This window comes from Actinomadura darangshiensis, from assembly GCF_004349235.1.
Taxonomy (GTDB): Bacteria; Actinomycetota; Actinomycetes; order Streptosporangiales; family Streptosporangiaceae; genus Spirillospora; species Spirillospora darangshiensis.
This window is the reverse complement of the sequence record NZ_SMKY01000144.1, coordinates 1-21,959: the sequence shown is the minus strand read 5'-3', so window position 1 is coordinate 21,959 and position 21,959 is coordinate 1. Positions and strand designations below refer to the sequence as shown.

Sequence of the window (21,959 nt, the reverse complement as noted above, 5' to 3'; positions counted from 1 at the left end):
GTCGGTGGGGTCCGTCGGCGGGTCCGTCGGGTCGGTCGGCGGGTCCGTCGGGTCAGTTGGCGGATCCGTGGGGTCAGTTGGCGGGTCCGTCGGCGGATCGGTGGGCGGGTCCGTTTCCGGCGGGTCGGTCGGGGTCTCCGTGGCGGTCGTGCTCGGGTCGGGCGTCGGTTCGGCGATCACGGGTGGTGCGCTCGCCGTGCCGATGAGCGCCACCGCGCTGAAACCCGCCAGGACCGAAACGGCCGATCGTGAGCGCACCCCGGACCACACCTCCACCGCGTCGCGACCATCCCGTCGAAATTGCGTCGAATTGGATGGAAGCATGCGGCGAATGAGCGAATCAACCCCGCACGTCAAGGTCCGTGTCAGGTGCTCATGAGCCACCGATCCGGCATTGGCGGATTATCAACGGGTGCTTATTTCACCGCCTCCGCGCGGGCGGGCTCCGCGGTCGACGCGGCGCGCTCGCGGAGCCGCATCGCGCGCAGCACCGCCTCGATCGCGAAGCGCGCGTCCGGGTCGGCCAGCCGGTCGCCGAGGCTGCCTTCGAGCTGCCGCATCCGGTACCGGACGGTCTGCGGGTGGATGTCGAGCTCCCGGGCGATGTCGGCGGCGCTGCCGCGGCTCACCAGCCAGGCGCGCAGGGTGTCGAGCAGGCGGCCGCGCTGGCGCGGGCTGAGGTCGTCCATGTCGCCGAGGTGGCGGCGCGCGAGCTGGTCGATGAGCGCCTGATCGGACAGCAGCCACAGGGTGATGAGGTGGTCCTCACAGTCGGTCACCGGGCCGTCCCCGAGCACGCCCGCCTCCATCAGCGCGAGGGCGTGCCGTGCCCAGCGCAGCGAGTCGGTCGCGCCCGCGACGGGCACGGTGAGGCCCGCGACGAGCTGGCCGTCCGGCAGGACTCGCAGCAGGTCGCGCCGCCGCTCCCGGGTCAGCCTCCCCGGGACGACGAGGAACGGTTCGGCCGCGGTGAGGTCGGCGAGGACGTCGGCGTCCAGGGCGGCCCGCACGTAGCGGGCGCCGGGCGGGGCGACGACCGCGGTCACCTCGTCCGGGATCGTCCAGCGCGCCCGTTCGGCGGCCTCGGCCAGCACGCGGGACGAGCCGAGCGGGCGCAGCAGCAGTTCCAGTAACCGGCGCCGGTGCTCCTCGGCCTCGCCGTCCGGCCGGGCGTCCATGTAGCCCTCCAGCGCGAGCGCGGCGAGTTCGTCGATGTAGGCGAACAGCGCGTCGGCGAGCTGCGCCATGACCTCCGGCGACACGCGCCGGCGCGGGCCGACCTTCATGATGCGGCGCCACGCGACCTGGGCGCCGATGCGCAGCGCGGCCTGGAGCGTGTCGAGCGTCCGGCCCTCCTGCGCCTCGAACCGGCCGAGCCGCCGGTAGGTCTCGTGGTGGCGTTCGCGGGGAGCGAGGGGGTTGGCGACCCGGTCGACGAAGTCCTTCAGGGCGCGCTCGACCCCGATCTTCAGCGCCTCCACGTACGGGCCCTTGAGGGGGCGCCCGTACTCGGGGATCGACCTGCGGACCTCCTCGATGATCTCCTGGGCGAGGCTGGGCAGCTCCGGCCGCATCAGCAGGGCCAGCCGCCGCGGCAGCCTGGCCCGCCGTTGCACGTCCCCCGGCGTCAACGTCCGTGTCATGGGCACACCTCCGAGAACGCCGCCGTCGCGGGCCCTGGCGTTTGGCCGGGCGGGGCACCCGGTCTCCCGGACGGTCGGCGGTACGGCGTGACGTTGAGGGCGCGCCGAGCGGGGACCCCTGCGCGCCCCCCGCGTTCTGTGAGCCGGACCACCACGAAGTTAGATCAATGAGAGCGCAACACAATGTAAAGAGAACGTAAAATCACCATAGTGTCCCTTTGCAGTGACACTCGGCGTCCAATAAGGGTCGGGCCTCATCTCAGGGACGGTCTCCGCTCCCGCAACCGGTGCGCCCGCAGCACCGCGTCCAGGACGAAACGCGCCGCCGGATCGGCCAATTGCTCGTCGAAAGTCTCGCTGATCTGGCGCATCCGGTACCGCACCGTCTGCGGATGCAGCCGCAGCATCCGGGCCGCCTCGACGGCGTTCCCCTGCGCCTCCAGCCACGCACCGAGAGTTTCGGTCATGCGCATTCGCCGTGATCTTGTCATTCCCGCCAGCACGGCCAGTTCCCGGCGGGCAAGCTGGTCGAGCAGCGCCCTGTCCGACAGCAGCCACAGCTCCAGCAAATGCCGCTCGCACAAGGTCGGCCCGCCGTCCTCCAGGACGCCCGCGTCCACCAGCGCCAGGGCCTGCCGCGCCCACCGCAGCGAGTCGGCGGCCTCCGCCAGCGGAACGGTCAGCCCCACCGCGGCCCGCCGATCCGGAAGCGCCCCGCGCAGCATTTGGGCGCGCCCCGTGTCGTAACGGCCGGGGATGAGCAGATGCGGTTCGGCGTCCCCGAGGTCGGCGAGCACGTCCTCGTCCAACTCCTCCTGGACGCACCGCGCCCGCGCCGGCAGCGCGACCATCGTCACCTCGTCCGGCACCCGCCACCCGGCGGCCTGCGCCGGCTCGGCCAGCGCTCCGCCGGGAGTCCCGGGCCGGAGCAGCAGCCGCAGCAGCCTGCGGTGCGCGCCGGACTGCTCGTCGGCCGACGACTGCGCCTCCAGATAGCCCTCCACCGACAATGAGGCCAGCTCGTCGATGTAGGCGAACAGCGCGTCCGCGAGCCGCGTCATGACCCCCGACGGCAGCCGCCTCATCCGCCCGACATGCGCCATCCGACGCCAGGCGACCTGCACCCCGACCCGGTAAGCGGCCTGCAGCGCGTCCAGGCTCCGCCCCTGGTACGCCTCGCTGCGCCCGAGCTCCCGGCACAGCTCGTCCCGCCGCTCGTAGGAGTCGCGGCCGCCCGACACCTGGTCGACGAACGCCGTCATGGCCTGCTCGACGGTGATCCGGAACACGGGCGGCTTCGGCGCCCCGTCCTGCCGCCCGTACTCGGGGACCGACCGCTGCACCTCGGCGATGATCTCCTCGGCCAGCGTCGGCAGCTCGGCACTCAAAATGGCGATGACCTGTGGCGGAATCGGCCCAGGACGACGCCCTCGCCCAGCGAGGGTCCCCGTCATTCCTTCCCCCTTCACACCGTCAAGAAAGGCCCCGATAAAATGTAGCCCACTCCTTGGCCGGCACGCACTATTCCCGGCCGGTTCGCCACCGCCCAAATGGCTCCGATACTCACTCGGCGACAAAAAGCCCGCCACCGCTGATCACCGGTAGACAATATTCGAAAGGTGCCGCACCCGAATTGTTACCATCCGGCCAGGGATCTCAAGCCCACTCCGGATTGGGGAACATGCGGTACTTCAGCAGCCGGTCGACCCGCTCGGCCGCCGCCTTGGCGTCCCCGCACGGGAACAGGAACCCGCCGCGTCCCTGCCCGACCTCGAAGTAGCCCCATCCGCCGCCGGCCGTCGCCCGGACGGTCACCACGGCCCCGACGTCCTCCGCCGCGCCGCTCGCGTAGACCCAGAGCAGCGGCATCGGAAACCCGTGCTCCTCCTCGTACAGTTCCACGCACCGCCAGCCCATCCGCTTGACGGCGATCGCGAGCACCTCCAGGTTCCGCACCGCGGTCTCGTCCCCGATCGCCGTCCGCCACCGCAGCACGGCCTGCCACCGGCCGACGGCCCGGTGCGCACCTCGCGCCATCCCCCGCACCTCCACTGCGATCCGCCGCCTGATCGAGCGCCTCAATCGGCGATCCTCGCCCAGACCCACTTTCCGGCCGGCGCGGTCTCGGTGACCCCGCACTCGACGGCCAGCGCCTCCACGATCGGCAGCCCCCGCCCGCTCATGCCGTCCTCGTGCCCGGCATTCAGCGACTCGGCATCTGGAAGGACATCCTCAAGGGAAAGCTCTGCCATGGGCTTGCTCACCGGCATTTCGTCCGAGGAATCCCACACCTCGACCAGCACCGCCCCACCTCCCGCGTAAACCGCACCCGGATCTCCTCCGTCCCGGTGTACCGAATCGCATTCGTCACTAGTTCGCTGACGATCAGGCGCACATCACCAGCGATCTCCGGCAGCCCCCACTCCACGAGCCTGGACTCCACCAGCGCCCGCACCCGCCCCGGCGCCGTCACCTCCGCCGGACAATTCATGTCCAATTCGCCAGCCTTGTTGGTTTTTGTGTTCAACGCGTTCACCCATTCCTCCTTTCTGTGCCCTCAGCGTCACCCCTTCGGCTACGTTTGGCTAGGAGAGTTCAAGAAATGCGACCCCCGAAGGTGATCATGCGTGCACACCCCCCGTTCGACCCCGACGGCAACCTCTGGGACCACATAGCCTTTGAGCTGCGAAGACACCGCCACGAACGCAACCAGTCACTCGCCGAAGTAGGCACGATCATCGATCGCGACCGGTCCCTCGTGGCCCGTGTTGAGTCGGGTGACACCAGAATGCAGAGCTCCCACGCCTTCAAACTGGACACGGCCTGGAACACCGGCGGCCGCTTCCAGCGCCTCGTCAAGTTCGCCAAGGCGGGCCACGAACTGGAGTGGTTCAAGACCCACCTGGAGCAGGAGGCAAGGGCATCCCAACTGAGGATCTGGGAGCTTGGGTGGATACCCGGCCTTTTCCAGACGGAGACCTACACGCGAGCCATGTTCGAGGCGTCCGGCGTCGAGGACGTGGAAGAGGGAGTCGCGGCACGCCTTGACCGCCAGAAATGCCTGGAACGCACCCCTAAGCCGAGGGTCTGGGTGATACTCGATCAGGGCATACTCGATCAGCCCATCGGCGGCCGGGAAGTCATGCGCGAACAACTCGCCCACCTGATCGAGCTGGCTCAGCGCCCAAACATCACGGTGCGGATCGTCCCCAGGGAAGTGGGAGCCCACGTCGGCCGGGACGGCTCGTTCAAGATCATGACCGTGGACGGCGACGACGTCGTCTACACGGTCGCGCAAGGCGGCGGGCGACTCGTCCAAGATGGTGCTGAGATATCCTCATATCGGGTCTGGTTCGACCTGATCGGGGACGTAGCACTCCCCAAGGAAGCCTCATTGTGCCTGCTCAAAGAGACCATGGAGCGGTATTCATGACCATCTGGAGGAAGTCCAGCTACAGCGGCAGCGCCACAACGCAGTCGGACTGTGTAGAGGTCGCCCAACTCGGCGAGGTCGTCGGCCTTCGAGACAGCAAGGCTCCGGGCGCCGGTCACCTCACCGTGTCCCCCGCCGCCTTCACCGAACTGCTCACCCGCGTGAAACGAATGACCTGAACACCTGATCCCTCGCACGCAAGCCCCGGCCCACGCGCCGGGGTTTTCCCATGGATGCTCCTACTCCTCACTTCATGAGCGGCATGACAGACAACTCCGTCATTACACTACGTAACAACTTTCACCCTTCGTGGCAGCCCGAACACGGATAGCGTCCGGCTCGTGCCTTCTGCAAACCACGAGGTGCCGTTGGAACTGTTCCGGAACGAGCCCGCGCTCGCCCCGGAACTTCTCCAGCTGGTATCCGGCATAAAACCCCCCGAGTACGAACAGATCTCACACGGATCGGAGACGTTCACCGACTGCAACCCCACCGAATACCGGTGCGACTCGACCGTCCTCTTGGGCAACCCCAAGCGTCCGGACCTCGCGATCGTCGTAGAGGTCCAGCGCAAGCCGGACGAACGCAAGCGCTTCAGTTGGCCGGTCTACCTCTCCACGCTCCGGGCCCGTCGCAAGTGCCCGGTGACGCTGCTGGTGCTGTGCCCGAACAAGAGAACGGCCGCCTGGTGCCGGGAACCGATCGAAAGCGGGCACGAAGGCTGGGTCCTGCGGCCCTGGGTATTGGACCTCACCAAGGCTCCCGCCGTCACCGACCTGAACAAGGCCCGCTCGCTCCCGGAACTGACCGTCCTGAGCACGATCGCCAACGCCGACGGCCCCGACCGAGAAGCCGTCCTGACGGCCTTCGCCGAGGCGCTGGAGGTCACGGACCGGGACAAGGGCGAGCTGTACCATGACTACGTGCGGTCACAGCTCTCCGAAGCCGCACGAGACTGCCTGGAGGAGATCATGCAAGCCGGCACCTACGAGTGGCAAAGCGACTTCGCCCTCAAACACATCGCCGAAGGCAAGGCCGAGGGCAGGATCGAAGGCGAGGTTAAAGGAGAGATCAAGGGAGAGATCAAAATCCTCCTCATCGTCCTGGAATCACATGGCTTCACCCTGGACGGCGACCTCCAGCAGCGCATCACCACCTGCCAGGACCCGCAGCAGATCCAAACCTGGGCACGCCGCGCCGCAACCGCTGAAACCCTCGACGAGATCTTCGACTGACTCCCACACCCCCGCCGGGACGCTGAGACGTTCCGGCGGGCACCTCGCACGCAACCGCGAGTCACAGCTCTCCACCACACCGAACCGTCCGAAGGAAGTCATGAAAGCCGGCACCTACGAGTGGCAGAGCGACTTCGCCCTCAAACACATCGCCGAGGGGGAGGTCAAAGTCCTCCTCATCGTCCTGGAATCACATGGCTTCACCCTGGACGGCGACCTCCGGCAGCGCATCACCACCTGCCAGGACCCGCAGCAGATCCAAACCTGGGCACGCCGCGTTGCAACCGCCGAAACCCTCGACGAGGTCTTCGGCTGAGGCATCGCGCTTCTGTCGTGAGGCACGGTCCGTCACTTGGTGGCGGGCCGTGCCTTTTGGTGGTGCAGGGCGGCGATGGCCAGGGCCGCGAGGAGGAGTAGGGCGGGGTAGGGCCAGAGGTGGCCGGGGTTCTTGAACAGGTCCTGGGTGGGACCGCGTCCGTCGGCGCCTTGCCAGTGGGCGAAGAGGCCGCAGGCGCCGGTGACCGTTGCGAACAGCAGTGGCCCTAGGACGACCGGCGGAAGGCCGTCCTTGGCCAGCCATACCCCGAGCGAGCCGATCGTGGCGGTGGCGGTGGCGGCCTGGAGGGCGAGCAGGAGCGTTGTCACGCCGTCCGGACGGATCAGCATGGTGACGGCGAGTGCTAGGGCGCAGGCGGCGCATCCGGCGGGGGCGGACCAGCGGCGCCAGGAGGGGAACGCGGCGGCGGCCCCGGCCACCACGCCGAGCGCCAGCAGGAACCACATGCGGACGAAGCTCGTATGCTCCGACCGGATCAGTGCGGCGGCCGGGCCGGAGATCCCGACGACGGTCGCCGATGCGACGATGGTGCCTGCCGTCGCGTGCAGTCCCGGCAGCGCCGCCGCCAGGCCCGCTGTCAGCAGGAGGCAGCACGCGGCGACGCCGAACCCGCCCGTGGACGTCCCCATGCCGGCGGCCGGGACGAACGACAGGGCCGCCGCCGCGCCCGCGATCACCGTCCGGACCCCCATCGCGGGCTCGGCGCCGGACGGCGCGGCCAGTTCGGGCCGTCCGTCATAGCGGCGGTGCAGCATCATCACCAGCAACGCCCCGCCTACAGCGGCGAGCAGCATCCCGTCATGCAGAAGGCTCTGGACGGCGGACGTGGAGGCGCCGGGCCGGAGCAGCATGGGTTCCACGATCCACACGTCGGTGGACGCGCCGAACACCTGGGCGCCCGCTCCCGCCCCGATCAGCACCGCACCCGCGCCCGGCGCACCGATATGGACCAGCCGGGCCCCCGCGGCCAGCGTGCCCAGCAGCACCAGTTGCGCCCCGGCCGTGACCGGCCCGCGGGCGAGCCAGGCCGCGTCGCCGGTGGTACCCCGCGGCGACATGAGCTGCACGAACTCTCCCGGGATCGTCAGGACGACGCCCGCGGTCAGCAGCCACGGCCAGCTCCGCCGCATCGACCACCACAACGCCGCGAGCCCGGCCGCTGTCACCACCGCGACCACGGCGGAAGCCCCGACCGTGGCCGGGTCCGGGGCGATGCGGAACACGTCGGCGAATCCGGGGCCGCGCCTGGTCCCGTCCCTGGTCTCGCTCCCGGGCGACGCCGCGACGGCCACCGTCCCGAGCGTCCCGACCGCACAGAGCAGAACCGCCCCGACCACCCAGGGACGGCTCGGCTCGAACTGCGTCTCCGTCCGCGCCGCGGAACCGGCCATGCTGCTCACCCACATTCCGACCGCATGAGCGCCCGGCCTCACCCCGACTCATCCAATTCTGGCGGAGGCGACCGATCCCACAGGCGTGCATGGACCTTCGCGAAGACGGCGAGGATCGCCGTGCGGGCGTCGGGGGACACCGAGCGCCGCCCCGGTCACCAAGTCGTCATGGGCTGGTGACGGTGTGGACGGGTTTCGACTGGAATTGCCCTTGGACCGGGAACCGGTCACCGACGTTGATCAGCGTCGGGTCGCAGTCGGAGTCCACGGCCGCGACCTCCAGGTCACCGTCCGAGAGCGTGAGCATGCCGGAGGCGTTGTCGTAGGACGCACCGATGGTGCCAAGTGCGCCGGCAGGTCCCCCCACCGTCGCATCGCACTCGTCGGAGCCGTGGAGTGCCATGGTGACTCCGGTCATGCTCCCGTAGGCCACGCCGTTCGTATAGGTCATGGCGTTGAATCCCCAGGGAAGGCCGGTGGCGGTCACCCGCATGAGGATTCCGGCGGCGCCGGCGCATGAGACCGGATCCGCAAAGCTGCCGAACCGTGCGCTCGTGATCGAGAACAGGCCGAAGCCGGACAGTCCGCTCCCCGACTGGACCGACCCGCCGAGTTCGGAGTTCGGGCAGTCTATGTAGCCGAACGAGGCGGAGCCGACGAATCCGGTCGGCCCGCCAGGCGTCACGGTCCATGCCGTATCCGCCACCGCGGGGCCCGCGGGGAGGATCGCGAACGCGGCGGCGGCCATCAGCGCGATCGATGCGCGGCCGTGGAATCGGCGCATGTCGTGTCCCCTAAGGGTAGTTGTAGCCACGTCGGAGCCTCGGCTCAGGCCGTCGGAGGAATGAGCAGGCACGCCACGGCCATGGCGAGTCCGCTGAGCGGGTTCGCCCGCTCACGGCCGGGTGTCCTCTCGCTTCTCGGAGGCGTGGCCGTGCCCGCGGGCACGGCCACGGACTCGCGGCGGATCAGAGCTGGCTGTACGGCTTCAGCACCATGTACTCGTTGAAGATCACGGTGTTCTTGCCGCCCGCCGACGGGAAGCCGCCGACCTGGTTGACCAGCCAGTCGGCGACGCCGCCGCCGAACACGCAGCCCTTCGCGCCGGGCACCGCGAACGAGTTGTCGACGTGCTTGGCTGACCGTACGGTCGGTTGCGGGTCCGTGCGGACGATCTTGGCCGCCTCGCCGGTGATCGGCGTGTTGGGGGCCGGCGGCGAGGTCGTACCGGTGGTGAGTTCGAGCGTGATCGGGTTGCTGTCGCTGCCGACCCTGCAGTTGGAGCCGAGGAACGGGTTGACGAGCCTGATCTTGAGCCCCATCTTGATGTGGAAGTCCGCGCTGGTCGGCTGGTCGAAGACCCCGGCGAACTCGGGCTGCGCGTACACCGCCGTCAGCAGCGGATCACCGAACAGGCCGGGCTGGACCAGCATCTTCTCCGCGCGCATCTTTCCGAAGACCGCCGTGTACTTGAAGGTCTCCGGGTTGTAGGCGTTCGCGAACGTCATCTGGATCGGCTTGTCGATCGCCTGGTCGAAGGCGCCCACGTGGAAGGTACCGCTCGTCACGACCACGGAGACGCAGCGGGAGAAGTTCGGGTCGGAGCCCGCCGGCAGCGTCGGGCAGTCGGAGAAGTCGAAGTTGTCCGGGATCGGATCGGTGTTGAGGGTGGGGGCGGCCTGCGCCGCGGTTCCCAGGCCCACGGTGAGCGCCGCTGCGGCGGCGGCTGAAAGCGCGAGCCTGGCCGCGCGTTTGGCTGGACGGGCGAGCTTCACGTTCAGTCCTTTCCTTCGGTGCGGACTGCAAGGGCACCGGACGAGCATTGTCGAGCGGTGGGGAGGAATCGTGACGCGGACTCCGACTGCGAAGACCCCTGATTCCTAAGGGGAGAGTAAGGCTCGGAGAATGATGATTCAATACGTGCGTGCGCGCCCACTCCGGACAAATATCCGATTTTGTAAGCCACTGCCAAAGGCGACTCTTCAAGGCTGCATCGATATTGTCACCGCAGACGAATCCGAACTGTTCCGGAACTGCCGGTCGGCGAGACCTCCCGTCTTGCTCCATGGTCCGTATCCACCGCTATGAGCCAGTAATCGTCTGCGCAGGACTTACGGCCAGCCGTGCCGCGATCACAACCTGGTCGCCGTTCGCGATGAAATCGCTCGGACAGGCGAAGTTCACAAATGTGACGCCCATGTTCCCGCCGCCGAGCCCGAGCGCACTGCCTTCGTTGGTGAAGGTGGCGTCGGCCGCGCCCAGATTGCCGGCGGGATCCGCGACATCGGCTTGACACCTGTTCGTGCCCACCAGGTTGAGTTGGAAGCCGAACAGGGTGCCCGTCGTCTTCCCTGCCCCGGCGTCGTAGGACGAGGCGTACATCTCCAGTTGAACGCCGCTGGTCATCGTGACGGTGTAACCGACGCCATCAGGTCCAGCGCAGTTCTCGAACGACTCGTCGTCGAACTCGACGAGCGGATCGACCTGGTTCCCGGCGCCGAACTCGGCAGTCCCTGTGAACGTCGCCTGACCACAGTCGATGCTCCATCCACGGGTGACGTTCTGGATGCTGAGTGGGGAGGCGGCCGTCAACGCTCCGCCCGGATCGACCGTCCATGTGTCCTCGGGGAGCGCCGAGGCCGCCGGAGCGAGAACGCTCGAGGCGGCGGCCAGGACGGCTACCGCCGCGGCGGTGCGCGTTAACCGTGGAAGGTGCAGGAGTGTCATGCGCACATGCCCCCATTCGCAAGAGTCGGCTGGTCATGACACCGGGTCCTGGACTGTTCGGCCCCAGAGCCCGCCGCGAACCAGGGGTCCGCGGCGGGCCGGCCATACCGTCCCGGGGTGGTACGGGCGGCAGGACCGTCTCGGTCGGACTCGATCCTCGATCACGGTTGGGTGATTCGCTGTATCGGGTCGACCTTGAAGACCAGGGGGGAGGTCGTCACCAATCCGGTGGGACGGAATCCTGGAATGGAGCATGTCGTCTTAGGCGACACGTAGGCCCTGGAAACAGATGCCTCGATCTCGCCCGTTCGGATATTGTAGTTTCCGTTGATACTGGTGGGCAATTCCTTCGTCGGCGGAGGGAAGAAGCTGGCATAGCCGAACCGCAATCGGCACTCATCGTCGTCTTCGCTGAGCTTCACCGAGGCGTCGAGCGTGATCCCCTCGAACCTCAGTTGCACCACATCGTCGGAGGCCATCTGGATGCCGCGCAGCCAAGAATCGCCGTCCTGGGAAAGATCGACCGGTATCGTCGTACCATTGACGATGCTCAGCCGGCACCCACTGAAGCTGAAGTCCGTTTTCGCCAGGGCGAACCTCGCGCGCCAGTGTTGCGCATCGAGATGGAACTTCGAGGTCACCAGGTCGCACGTGACGGAGGAGCCTCCACTGGCGAGCGAAAGACCGTGTGCAGTAGCCGTAACGTCACCGCCCGGGCTGATCGTCCAGGTCTCCGGATTGAACCCGTGGCCGTTCTCGTCGCAATTCTGGCCACTCGTGGGACTGCACCAGCGCCCAGCGTCCAGGAGACCGTAGTTGGCACCGCCTGAAATGCTCGCCGTGAGCAGCGGACTGAGATCTTCGTCCACACCGCAGCCCGAGAACGAGGGGACGGTCAGTTCGCGCACCTGAAGCGTCTGCCCGTCGCTTGGGATCAGGTACCCCATGTTCTGGTTGCCCATGTACGAGTACGCATCGAGGAGCGTGGTCTTGGAATGGCATTGATCTCCGACGTCAAGAGGTACCCCGTTCACCGAGACGTCGCCGGCCTTCAGCTGGATGTAGCTTCTGGCGAAAAGCTCGGAATCGTCTCTGTCGTTGGGCGGGAGATTCTCGTTGAACAAGGCGGATATTCTGAGGTTGCCGGTGACGGGTTTTCCGTCCTCAGCTGCCGGAGGCGGAACTTGAATGGCCTCGGAGGAGGCCCGGGTCGGCATGAAGCCGAATGCCAGGACGTTGGCCTCCAAGGGACGCGCGCTACTCTGGATGTAGCCGAACTGCTCGACTCTGTTCGTCCCCATCACGCCATTCGAGGGGCGGTAGACGTACACTCCTCTGCGCAACTGCGTTTCGACGGAGATCGGGACAGCGGTTCCAAGCTTTTTCACATTGGCGAACCCGGTGGCCGTAATACAGTACGGCAGGCCATCCAGGTACCCGGACTCCGGATTCCGGACCAGGCCTTTGGGGATGGGCGGAGAGGTCAGGATCTCTGCGAGCTGCTGATCCTTATCGTTGATCGCGTAGCGGGGATCGACGCCGGGCGGCGGGATCACCGGGCACGGTTCATCCGGCTGCGCTTCGGCGGCCGCCTGGGGTCCACCGGTGTTGCCCGGTGTTCCGCCGCGAGCAGTCGATCTCGTCTCCTGGACCTCGACTCGTCCCAGCTCTCCGGCCTTCTTGGGCGAACACGGCACCGAGGTCCGCTCGGACCCGGGGGTCGTCAGCGACAAGGTGAGGTTTCCCGCCATCCACCTCAGAGCACCCTTGTCCCGAGGCGTGACCGGCGGTGTCACGCCGTGGCCCATCATCTGGAGGGCACCGTCCCGCTGGGCGCCGGCCGCCAGCGCGAAGTCCGGCCAACCCGCCCGCCAGGATCGCTCTCCCTGCTCGATACGGACGTCCAGCCGTGCCACGCCGAACGGCTCCACCCCGAGGCCGGGCGACGGAACCTCCCCGGCGGGCGTCTCGGCGGAGGCCACGCCGAACACGTCGTCCAGCATCCCCGAAGGAAGATCGACGGCAACCTCGGTCGTGCCGAGTTGTACGGGCATGCCGACCATCGCGGCGGGCGGCGTCGCCGCCGCTATTCGCACACCGACCTCCTGCGTCCCCGCCGATGTCGTGCATACGTAACGCAGCACGGCTCCCATGTCGGCGGCAGCCGGCGGGATACCGGCCTGGAGGCAGATGCCCGCGCTGACGACAACGGTCGTCGCGACTGACAGCAGTCTTCGAGATGTCGGCTGCATGCGGTTCCTTCGAACGGACTTCAAGGCCGCGCCCGCCTCTGTCCCGCGGGCGCGGCCCTTGTGCGAGATGTCGCCTCTACATCACGGGCTGGTGATGGTCTGGCCCGGCGTCACCGTGTACTCGCCGTCGAGCACGACCTGGTCGCCCACGCCGATCAGCGAGGGGTCGCAGTCGGCGTCGACGGTCGTGACCTCAAGGTTGCCGCCGGTCACACCGAGCGTGTTGGCACCGTTGGTGTAGCTGCCCTCGATCGTTCCCGGCGCGCCGCCGGGTCCGGTGATGCTCGCGTCGCACTCGTCACTGCCGTGGATCGTGGCGGAGACACCGGTGAGCGAGCCGCTGGTCACACCAGAAGCGGAGTCGTAGGACGCGGCGTTGAAGGTCCACGGCAGGTTCGTCGCGGTGACCTGGACGACGATGCCCACGGGGCCGGTGCACCAGTCGTTGGGGTTGCCGGGCGTGGAGAACTGGACGTCGGTCAGCGAGGCGATGCCGTCGCCGCTGAGGCCGGAGCCGCTCTGCGCGGTACCGGTCGCGGTCGACACGTCGCAGACGACCGGGGAGCCCGTGGTGGTGTCGACGGCGGTCAGCGGACGGGTGTTGCTGCCGCTGATGTTGCCGCCGGGGCTGACCGTCCAGGTGCCGGCCGCCGAGGCCGGGACGGAGGTCAGGGCGATGGCACTGGCCGCCACGGCCGTCACGGTCAGCGCGTTGCGAGTGAGCTTGCGCATGTCAGTTCTTTTCCCTTCACGGGGGGTGGTTAATTTCGACCTAGTAGGGACACTGACTGCGTTTCCTCAGAAGCGACTCCTCTGGGCAGATGAGAGCAGGCCCCTTGAAGCCGACCTTCCTCGACTCCACTATCAGACCACCCGGCCCTGCTGAGCTATAACACGAACTTACGCGCCGGTAACACGTCCATCAAGAGGCGGTGGGCACTTTTCTCCAGCACCTTCACGTTATTCTAGGTCCTTTGTCACCGGCTTAGCATTTGATCTCTCTGTATTGTCACTTGTAGCAATTCACGAAAACCGGCGCGGTCGATCGGCCGTCACGGGCTCGTCACCAACTGCTTCGGATCCACCGCATATTCACCACCCAAGGAGATCTCGTCTCCCAGAGCCACGAGTGTGGGATCGCAATCAGGGTCGACACCGGTTGCGACGAGGTTCGTTCCGTAGTCGGTCTCCATCTCTTGGGGCGACGCACCCACCCACACCTTCCCGGTTTCATTGTTGTATCTCACCTTCACCCACCCGGGCTGACCGTCCGCTCCCGAAAAGGTCACGTCGCACTCGTCCGAGCCATGCGCTTTGACGGTGACACCAACCGCCTTTCCGACCACTTCGCCACTTGCCGGCTCATAGGACTCTGCGTTTATCTGCCAGGGGAGGCCGACCGGCTGGACGTCGAAAACAATGCCGACCCCGCCGGTGCACCAGTCGTTCGGGTTCCCGGGGGTTGAGAACGTCAGCCCGTTGATCGCCGCCACTCCGGCCGGTTGCAGTCCCGAGCCGTTCTTCGCCACCGCCTTGGCCGTCATCGCGTCACAGACGATGGCGCCTCCCGTGCTCATGTCAATGACGGTGAGCGGCTGGGTGCCGGTCGCGGTCACCGCCCCGCCGGGGAGTACAGTCCAGGTCGTGGCCGCGGCAGCCACCGTTGCGATGACGGCGGAGACGGCGAGAGAGGCCGTCGTCAGGGCGCTCTTGCCGGCTTTGCGCATTGTTCACTCCTACTGCTCGGGTGAAGGCAAATATCAGGCGCCCAGCGTGTCGATGTTGGTGATCTTCCATTTGTCGCCGACGTGGATTGCGTTCACGGCGAAGACGGCGGCGGAGTAGCTGGTCTGGTTCTTGTCGGTACGGGTGTTGCGCTGGTCGGCGAAGATCAGGAGGCGGGCGCGGTCGGCGGTGAGGGACTTGACGGCCGAGTCGGTGACGGTGGTGGTCAGCACCTGCTTCTGCTGGGGTGCCTGCTTGCGGACCAGGGCGAAGAGTTGGTTGTACTGCTGGACGGCTTTTCCGGTGAGGACTTCCTGGGCCGCCTTCTCGGTTTTCGCCACGTCGGCGTAGTTGTAGGAGAACGCCGTGTTCACCGCCGTGGTGATCTGGCCTTTGACTTCGCTCGTGCGGCCGTTGTCGGTGAGCGCCTGGTTCTTGGCGGAGGCCGCGCCGCTTTGTTCACCGGCCTGGCCGTGCAGCCAGGCGGCGGATACGCCGAGCGCTATGGTCAGGGCGCCGAGGAATGTGATGAGACGGGTGCGGCCGGAGCCGGGAACCGCGCGTCCGAGCGTGCTGATCGCTGCCATGGGTTCTCCTCGTCAGGACGTTCCGGTCGGGGCCTGGCCGAGGGCCGACAGTTTCCAGCCCGAGGACGTTCTGGTGAGCTGACCGGTGAACCGGCGCAGATTGCTCGCCGGCTTCCCGTCCGCACCGGTGATCGAAATACTCACGGCGGCGATGACTGCGGCCTTTCCGGCGCGGGCGTCGAGTTCGGTGAGGGCCGACTCGCGGATTTTCGCCGTGCTCGTCGTCTTCGCCTTCTGGATATCGCTCTTGAGCCGTGACCCACCCTGGACGATCTCGTCGTAGAGCTGGGCGGTCGACGAGTCCCGCCAGATTTTCAGACCCGCGTCGACATTGCGGTAGTCGAGGGTGTTGAGGTTGACGATCGCCTGATCCGCCGTGGCGAGGACCTTGTCGCGCTCGGCGGCATAGGCGAGGGAGTCGTCGTTGGACGTCGAGCGGTACGAGTAGCCGAACCACGCGCACGCCACGGCGGCGATCAACGTCACCACCATGGCCACCCTGACCAGCGGATCCTTGAGGAGGCCGCGGGGCGGCTCCGTGTCCTTCGTCGGCTCCCGGGGCTCGTCGGCCTGGGCCTCGGGCTCTTCCGGCGGGGTCTCGTGTTCTTCCGGCGGGGCCTTGTGCTCCTCCGCCGCCGGGTCGGCGGTCTTGGTCTTCGTCACCTGGACTCCACCCCTTTCCTTCAGGCGGCCCGGAGGTCGCTGATGCGCCAGCCGTGGTCGTCGCGGGCCGTGACGATGAGCTGGGCCGCGACCGGCGAACCGGTCGGCCTGCCGTCGCGGGTGGTCGTCTGGTCGAGGAGGACCAGCACGACCGCCGTCCCGTCACGGGTGAGTTCGATCAGTCCGGCCTTGGCGACCTTCGTGGTGAGGGAGACCTTCATGACCGGGGCGTTCTGCTTCACCAGGCCGAACAGCCGCCGGTAGTCGCCGACGGCCCGGCCGGTGAGGACGTCGTTCGCGGCGCGTTCGGTGGCCGCCGGGTCGGCGTAGGTGTAGGTGAAGATCCGCGTGACCTTCGCCGAGACGTCCGCGATGACCTTGGCGGTACGGGCCTGGTCGACGAGTGCGCGGTTGGCGGCCGGTGACCGCTCGCTCCGCCTGCCGGCCCAGCCGTCCACGGCGAGGGCGGACAGGCAGATCGCCAGGGCGAGGGCCACCGGCCACCCCAGCCCGGCGGCCCGCTTGAGTCCTGCGATGAGCGGGCGCCGGACAGGCTTCCTCTTGCGCGGGATCGGGCCCCGGCGCGCGGGCCGCTCCTCGGTGATGCTCACGGCCTGCTCCCCCCTGGCGGCAGCGGGTTCAGCGAGCTGATCTTCCACACGCCGCCGACCCGCTGCATCCCGACCTCGTAGCGTTTGCGCTGCTCAGTGCCCTGGGTCGAGTCACCGGTGGGCTCGGTGAAGACCCGTACCGAGGCGACGACGGTCGCCTCGCCGCCGGAGCGGTCGAGCTTGGTCACCGCGAGCGCGGTGACACGTCCGTGCGAGGGGGAGGTCTGCTTCGCGAACTTCGCACGGGCGTTGGGCATGTCGCGTTTGAGCGCGTCGGCGAACGGGCCGGTGGCGGCGTCCAGCCAGTGCGCCAGATCCAGCTCGGCCACCTTGGGGTCGATGCTGTTGACCAACGCGAGATCGCGGACGGCCGTCCGGCTCACCTCATCCCGCGCGGTGGCGAGGTCGTGGTCTGCGCCCCGCCCGGACTGGAACAGCGACCAGAGGGACAGGCACAGGAGGACGGTCGCGGCGGCCGTGAGGACGTACCCCGCCGGACGGATCCACCGGATCATCCAGGTCGGCCTGCGAAGCACCGCCGCCACGCTCGTCATCGGGGGCCTCCCAGGCCGAGGAGGGCGGACAGGTCGCTGGACGGCGCCGGTCCGGTGACTCCCAGCGTGCTGAGGAGATCCGTCGGACCCGTGCCGCTCAAGGTCCCAGGTTTGGCCGGCGCCGGGACGCCCTTGCGCGGCGCGTTGGCGGAGCCGCGCACGTTGATGCCGGTGCTCGGGCTCTCCGCGCAGTGCGCACCGGTGTTGAACGCCGGGGCGGGCGACAGGTCGTGGCCGTCGCGGTAGCGGGTCTTGCCGTAGCCGCGCGTGCAGGGCTGCGGGTTGAAGAACGTGTTCACCAGGCCCAGCCGGAGCTTGCCACCGGACACGATGGAGGACCCGACCCCCGCGACGTTCGGAAGGTTCGCCAGCAGCTCCTCGATGGCGGCCTGCCGCGGCTCGCCCACGCGGGCGGTCGTGAGGAGGTTCGCCAGCAGGACGTTCAGGCTCGGGTTGAGATCGTCGAGCAGGCCCGACAGCTCCTTCGCCGCTCCGGGCCCGGCCGCGATGACCTGGCGCAGGTCGGTGTCGGAGTCGCGGAGCCGCCGCGCCAGCAGGCTGGAGCTGGACGCGAACGACTTGAACGCCGCCGACATGTCGTTCTGCGTCCGCAGCACGGCCTCGCCGTTGTGGATCAGTGCGCGCGAGTCGGGGAACGCCGCGTCGGACGCCGACACGAACCGCGCACTGGTGTCGAGCAGCTGCTGGAGGTGCGGGCCCTGCCCGGCGAACGCCAGCCCCAGCTCGTCGATCAGCGTCTTCGTGTCGCTCAGCGGGAGCGAGGCGGCCAGGTCGTTGACGCTCTTGAGCGTCTCGTTCACCGGCGCCGGTGTGACGGTGACGCTGCGCGGGATCGTGGTGCCCTGCGCCAGATAAGGCCCGGACTCGGCGCTGGGCCGCAGGTCGACGTACTGCTCGCCCACGGCGGAGCGGTTCGCGACGACCGCCTGCAGTGCCTTCGGGATCTTCGGGGACGAGTCGTCGATCCGGAGTTCGGCGATGACGCCGTCGTCGGAGAGGTCGAGCTTGCCGACCTTCCCGACGGTGACGCCCCGGTACGAGACCGCGGACCCTTCGAAGAGGCCGCCGGTGGTCGCCAGGTCGAGCCGGACGGTGTAGTACCCGCTCATCCCGATGTAGCGGCCGAGGTCGGCGTAGTTGACGCCGATGTAACCGACCACGACCGCCGCGATGACGACGAACACGACGATCTTGATGCGGGTGACGGCGGTCAGCATGTCAGTTCCCCTCCCCGAGCGTCGGCAGCGGAAGGGCCGGCCCGCCACCGGAGCCGCCGGAGCCGCCCGAAGGCGTCTGCGGCGCAACCGGCTGCGGCGCCTGCGGCACCGGGTTCTCCGAGGTGGGTGCGGCGGTCTTTGAGCCCCCGCCCGCGGTGTCCGGGCACGGCACCGGCTGCGGCCCGGCGGGGGCGGCCAGGGCTCGTGCTTGCGCGAGATTCTTCTTCAGGTCCAGTTCCTTCACCGGCGGGATGACGCAGGTGTTGCCCTCGGCGGCGACGACGGTCAGGTAGCCGTTGAGGTAGTCGCCCTTGACTGCCTTGAGCGCCTCGTCCGTGAACGGGTACGTGAGCAGGACCTCCAGCGACTTCGGCAGGTCGCGGCCGGAGTCGGCGAGCTTGCGCAGGATGACCGACAGGGAGCGCAGGTTCGCGACCGTGTCGTCCTTGCTGGCGTTGATCGTCTTGACGGCGACGTCCGAGAGCTTCTCCAGCTTGCGCAGCATTTCGACGAGCTGGCCGCGCTGCTCGTCCAGCACCTTGAGGCCGGGCGACAGGTCGTCCAGGACGGTCGCCACCTGCCCGTCGCGGGACGCGACCGTGGACGACAGCCGGTTGAGCCCGTCCAGCGCGTCCACGATCGACTGCCGGTTGCGGTTCAGCGTGCTGGTGAGGCCGTTCACGTTCTCCAGCGCGGAGCGGACCTTGTCCTCGCGGCCGCCCAGCGCCTTGTTCAGCTCCTTGTTGATCGTCCGGATCTGCGGGAGCCCACCGCCCGACAGCAGCAGCGACAGCGCGCCGAACACCTCCTCGGTGTCGGCGTTGTGCGTCGTCCGGTCGACCGGGATCGTGGCGCCGTCGGCCAGCCGCTGGGGGGACGGGTTCGCGGGAGGCGCCGCGAGCTTGATGTACTTCTCCCCCAGCAGGCTCGACTGCTCCAGGTTCGCGGTCGCGTTCGCCGGCAGGTGCACGTCGCCGTTCACGACGAGCGTCACCTCGGCGTTCCACGCGCCCTTCGGCAGCGACACCTTCTTCACCCGCCCGACCGGGACGTCGTTGACGCGGACGGCCGCCTGTGGGACGAGGTTCAGCACGTCGCCGAACTGCACCTTCACGGTGTACGGGTGGTCGCCGACGTCGGCGCCGCCGGGCAGCGGGATGTCCTCGACCCGCATCGAGCAGCCCGCCGCGAGGACGGCGCCGGCGGTGAGGGCGGCCAGGAGCCTGGGCGCGCGCATCAGCGGTCTCCCTCCCCGCCGGGGCCGGCGTAGGTCTGTCCGGCGGGCGGCAGCGGCAGCGCCGGGACGCCGGACGCCTGCGCCGGCGGGACGGCGACGAGCCCGCCCTTCTTGAGCCGCTCGCACTGCTCGCGGAGCGTCTTGGTCGCGGACGCGGCCGCCGCGCACACTGGCCGCCGGTCGGCCGCGGGCGGGTCGACGCCCGGCTGGCTCGTGCTGCCGAACGCCTTGGTGATCTCCAGCAGGTTGCCGCGCGTCATCAGCGAGCGGGTCTTCGGGTCGTAGGCGCTCAGCGCGTTCTGCGTCAGCAGCGGCGCGGTGTCGAGGATCTCGGCGAGGGACGCCCGCTGGTCGACCAGCACCTGGGTGATCCCGGCGAGCTTGCCGACGTTCTTCTTCAGCGCCGCGCGGTTGTCGGAGACGAACCCCTTCACCTCGGCGAGCGCCCGCGCGAGGCTCTGCAGCGCCGCGCCGAGCTCCTGCCGGTCGGCGGCGAGGAACCCGCTCACCTCGGCGAGCTGGTTTTCGGCCAGCCGAATCTGCCCGTCGTTCGCCCGGAGCATCTCGCTGAACTTGTTGAGGTTGGCGACGGTGGCGTAGAGGTCGCCACTGGAGTCCGCGAGCGTCTGGGACGCCTTGCCGAGGTCGGCGATCGTGGTGTTGAGCGCCCTGCCGTTGCCGCCGAGGTTGGCGGCGCCGACCCGGATGACGTCCGACAGCGCGCCTTGGGCGTTCAGTCCCTGGGGGCCGAGGTCGCCCGAGAACTTGCGCACGGCGTCGTAGAGCTGGTCGAGTTCGAGTGGCGTCGCCGTGCGGCTCACGTCGATGGACGCGCCGTCCGCCATCTTCGGGCCGCCGTTGTAGGCCGGGTCGAGCTGCACGTACCGGTCGGACACCAGGTTCGGCGCGATGACGACGGCGCGGGCGGCGGCGGGGACGTCCACGTCGTCGTCCACCCGCATGACGGCCTTGACCCGGTTGCCGAGCGGTTCGATGGAGTCGATCGACCCGACCTTCACGCCGAGGACGCGGACGTCGGAGCCGGGGTAGACGCCGATGGTGGTGGCGAAGTACGCGGTGATCCGGTGCGTCGGCCCGCCGGTCAGCAGCGGCACCAGCGCGACCGCGACCAGCAGGACGAAGGCCGCGATGAGCGCCTGCAGTACCCGCGTCCGGCGGTCGCGGATCGGCGATCCCAGTTTCGGCAGTTTCACCGTGCGTGTCGGGGCGGACGCCATGTCACCGGCCTCCCGTCAGGTGCGGCGGCTCGCAGGCCGGTCCCGGTGGGTGCCAGTTGCCGTTCTCCAGGTACTCGTCGGGGACGGTGCCGCACAGGTAGCCGTCCACCCAGCGGCCGTTGCCGGTCGAGTTGGCGACGATGCGGACGTAGGGAGCGGCCGTCTCCAGCGCCCGGTCCAGGTTCTTCTGGTTGCGTTCGAGGACGCCCGTGACCCGGTCGAGGGAGGCGAGCGTCGGGCCGAGGGTGCGGCGGTTGTCGTTGACGAGGCCGACCAGCTCGTCCGCGAGGCGGTCCGTGCCGACCAGCAGCGCGTGGATCGCGTCGCGCCGCCGGCGCAGCTCGGCCAGCAGCAGGTTGCCGTCCTTGAAGAGGGTCTGGAACTGGGCGTTCTGCGCGGCGATCGTGCCGGACAGCCTCTTCGTGCCCGCGAGGAGCCGGGCCAGCTCGGCGTCCCGCGACGCGATCGTGTTCGACAGCGACGACAGGCCGTGCAGCGCGACGCGGACGCTCGCCGGGGTGTTCTCGAACGTCGTGGAGATCGTCTCCAGACTCGCCGCGAGCTTGGCGGTGTCGAGGTCGTCGAACGTCCGGCCGAGGTCCTCGAACGCCGTCGTGACGTCGTAGGGGGCCACGGTCCGGTCGAGCGGGATCGGCTCGCGCGGATTCTGCTTCCGGTAGCCGAGGGGGTCGAGCTGGAGGTACTTCGACCCCAGCAGCGTCTTGATCATGATGTTGGCGCGGGTGGCGTTGCCGACCCAGGTGTCCTTCACCCGGAACGCGACCTTGACCTTGTCGCCCTTCAGCTCGACGCCGGTGACCTTGCCGACCTTCACGCCGGCGACGCGGACCTCCTGGCCGTCCTTCAGCCCGGCGGCTTCGGAGAAGTACGCGCTGTAGGTCGTCCCGCCGCCGATGAAGGGCAGGTCGTCGGCGCGGAAGGCGAGCATGCCGAGCACCAGCAGCAAGGCGATGCCGACGGCCGCCACCCCGATGGGGTTGCGCTCGCGCAGCGGCTTCAGCCGCGGACGGCCCTTCTTCAGGCGCGGCAGGGCGCGCGGCAGCGGCGCCGCCGGCCCGCTCGGGGAC

General features: G+C 68.6%; 24 protein-coding genes. 4 read left to right on the top strand and 20 right to left on the bottom strand.

Features of this window, described 5'->3' with window-relative positions; genetic code table 11:
- The 5 genes from E1293_RS48755 to E1293_RS27055 form a co-directional block, all read right to left on the bottom strand.
- On the bottom strand, positions 1-324 hold a 324-nt coding region (locus tag E1293_RS48755; RefSeq protein WP_207939118.1), incomplete at its 3' end, for a hypothetical protein.
- A 92-nt stretch (positions 325-416) separates the two neighbouring features.
- Entirely contained in the window at positions 417-1,643 is a 1,227-nt protein-coding gene (locus E1293_RS27070) for a PucR-like N-terminal domain-containing protein (RefSeq protein ID WP_132200307.1), read from the bottom strand.
- Positions 1,644-1,897: 254 nt separating this feature from the next.
- Positions 1,898-3,097: a PucR-like N-terminal domain-containing protein gene (locus E1293_RS27065; RefSeq protein ID WP_132200306.1), complete on the bottom strand. Its 1,200-nt coding sequence runs from the start codon at positions 3,095-3,097 to the stop codon at positions 1,898-1,900.
- A gap of 202 nt (positions 3,098-3,299) precedes the next feature.
- Positions 3,300-3,680 carry a hypothetical protein gene (locus E1293_RS27060; RefSeq protein ID WP_132200305.1) on the bottom strand — a complete coding sequence of 127 codons (381 nt, stop codon included), beginning with the start codon at positions 3,678-3,680 and terminating at the stop codon, positions 3,300-3,302.
- 41 nt (positions 3,681-3,721) lie between these two features.
- Positions 3,722-3,946, bottom strand: a complete 225-nt coding sequence (locus tag E1293_RS27055) for an ATP-binding protein (protein ID WP_132200304.1) — start codon at positions 3,944-3,946, stop codon at positions 3,722-3,724.
- Positions 3,947-4,245: 299 nt separating this feature from the next.
- On the opposite strand from E1293_RS27055, the gene E1293_RS27050 reads away from it, so the two are divergent.
- The 4 genes from E1293_RS27050 to E1293_RS27035 all read left to right on the top strand — a co-directional run bounded on the left by E1293_RS27050 (position 4,246) and on the right by E1293_RS27035 (position 6,627).
- Complete coding sequence (locus E1293_RS27050) at positions 4,246-5,076, top strand: DUF5753 domain-containing protein (RefSeq protein ID WP_132200303.1); 831 nt, start codon at positions 4,246-4,248, stop codon at positions 5,074-5,076.
- The gene (locus tag E1293_RS27045) at positions 5,073-5,255 is read left to right on the top strand and encodes a DUF397 domain-containing protein (RefSeq protein WP_132200302.1); all 183 of its coding nucleotides are present in this window, start codon (positions 5,073-5,075) and stop codon (positions 5,253-5,255) included. The genes E1293_RS27050 and E1293_RS27045 overlap by 4 nt, the downstream gene beginning before the upstream one ends.
- A 189-nt stretch (positions 5,256-5,444) precedes the next feature.
- Positions 5,445-6,311 carry an RpnC/YadD family protein gene (locus E1293_RS27040; protein WP_132200301.1) on the top strand — a complete coding sequence of 289 codons (867 nt, stop codon included), beginning with the start codon at positions 5,445-5,447 and terminating at the stop codon, positions 6,309-6,311.
- Positions 6,312-6,411: 100 nt separating this feature from the next.
- Positions 6,412-6,627 carry a hypothetical protein gene (locus E1293_RS27035; protein WP_132200300.1) on the top strand — a complete coding sequence of 72 codons (216 nt, stop codon included), beginning with the start codon at positions 6,412-6,414 and terminating at the stop codon, positions 6,625-6,627.
- A 32-nt stretch (positions 6,628-6,659) separates the two neighbouring features.
- Here E1293_RS27035 and E1293_RS47710 read toward each other — a convergent pair whose 3' ends face one another.
- From E1293_RS47710 to E1293_RS26960, 15 genes are all read right to left on the bottom strand, one after another.
- Complete coding sequence (locus tag E1293_RS47710) at positions 6,660-8,039, bottom strand: hypothetical protein (RefSeq protein WP_165978409.1); 1,380 nt, start codon at positions 8,037-8,039, stop codon at positions 6,660-6,662.
- Between the two features lie 166 nt (positions 8,040-8,205).
- A complete protein-coding gene (locus E1293_RS27025; protein ID WP_132200299.1) occupies positions 8,206-8,787 on the bottom strand; it encodes a hypothetical protein in 582 nt (193 codons plus the stop codon).
- A 220-nt stretch (positions 8,788-9,007) separates the two neighbouring features.
- Entirely contained in the window at positions 9,008-9,814 is an 807-nt protein-coding gene (locus E1293_RS27020; protein ID WP_132200298.1) for a hypothetical protein, read from the bottom strand.
- Between the two features lie 307 nt (positions 9,815-10,121).
- Positions 10,122-10,766, bottom strand: coding sequence for a hypothetical protein (locus E1293_RS27015; protein WP_132200297.1), 645 nt, complete (start codon positions 10,764-10,766; stop codon positions 10,122-10,124).
- Between the two features lie 161 nt (positions 10,767-10,927).
- Complete coding sequence (locus E1293_RS27010; RefSeq protein ID WP_132200296.1) at positions 10,928-13,018, bottom strand: hypothetical protein; 2,091 nt, start codon at positions 13,016-13,018, stop codon at positions 10,928-10,930.
- Positions 13,019-13,099: 81 nt separating this feature from the next.
- Entirely contained in the window at positions 13,100-13,750 is a 651-nt protein-coding gene (locus E1293_RS27005; protein WP_132200295.1) for a hypothetical protein, read from the bottom strand.
- Positions 13,751-14,070: 320 nt separating this feature from the next.
- Positions 14,071-14,745: a hypothetical protein gene (locus E1293_RS27000; protein WP_132200294.1), complete on the bottom strand. Its 675-nt coding sequence runs from the start codon at positions 14,743-14,745 to the stop codon at positions 14,071-14,073.
- Between the two features lie 33 nt (positions 14,746-14,778).
- Complete coding sequence (locus E1293_RS26995; RefSeq protein ID WP_132200293.1) at positions 14,779-15,330, bottom strand: hypothetical protein; 552 nt, start codon at positions 15,328-15,330, stop codon at positions 14,779-14,781.
- Positions 15,331-15,342: 12 nt separating this feature from the next.
- Positions 15,343-15,993 carry a hypothetical protein gene (locus tag E1293_RS26990; RefSeq protein WP_132200292.1) on the bottom strand — a complete coding sequence of 217 codons (651 nt, stop codon included), beginning with the start codon at positions 15,991-15,993 and terminating at the stop codon, positions 15,343-15,345.
- 20 nt (positions 15,994-16,013) lie between these two features.
- Entirely contained in the window at positions 16,014-16,604 is a 591-nt protein-coding gene (locus tag E1293_RS26985; RefSeq protein WP_132200291.1) for a hypothetical protein, read from the bottom strand.
- Positions 16,601-17,158 (bottom strand): hypothetical protein, encoded by a 558-nt coding sequence (locus E1293_RS26980; protein WP_132200290.1) that lies wholly within the window; start codon positions 17,156-17,158, stop codon positions 16,601-16,603. The genes E1293_RS26985 and E1293_RS26980 overlap by 4 nt, the downstream gene beginning before the upstream one ends.
- Positions 17,155-18,396: an MCE family protein gene (locus E1293_RS26975; protein ID WP_132200289.1), complete on the bottom strand. Its 1,242-nt coding sequence runs from the start codon at positions 18,394-18,396 to the stop codon at positions 17,155-17,157. The genes E1293_RS26980 and E1293_RS26975 overlap by 4 nt, the downstream gene beginning before the upstream one ends.
- Position 18,397: 1 nt before the next feature.
- Positions 18,398-19,633 (bottom strand): MCE family protein, encoded by a 1,236-nt coding sequence (locus E1293_RS26970; protein WP_132200288.1) that lies wholly within the window; start codon positions 19,631-19,633, stop codon positions 18,398-18,400.
- Complete coding sequence (locus tag E1293_RS26965; RefSeq protein WP_132200287.1) at positions 19,633-20,871, bottom strand: MCE family protein; 1,239 nt, start codon at positions 20,869-20,871, stop codon at positions 19,633-19,635. Before E1293_RS26965 ends, E1293_RS26970 begins: the two co-directional genes overlap by 1 nt.
- 1 nt (position 20,872) lies before the next feature.
- A partial coding sequence (locus E1293_RS26960) for an MCE family protein (RefSeq protein ID WP_341770212.1) occupies positions 20,873-21,959 on the bottom strand: 1,087 nt, incomplete at its 5' end.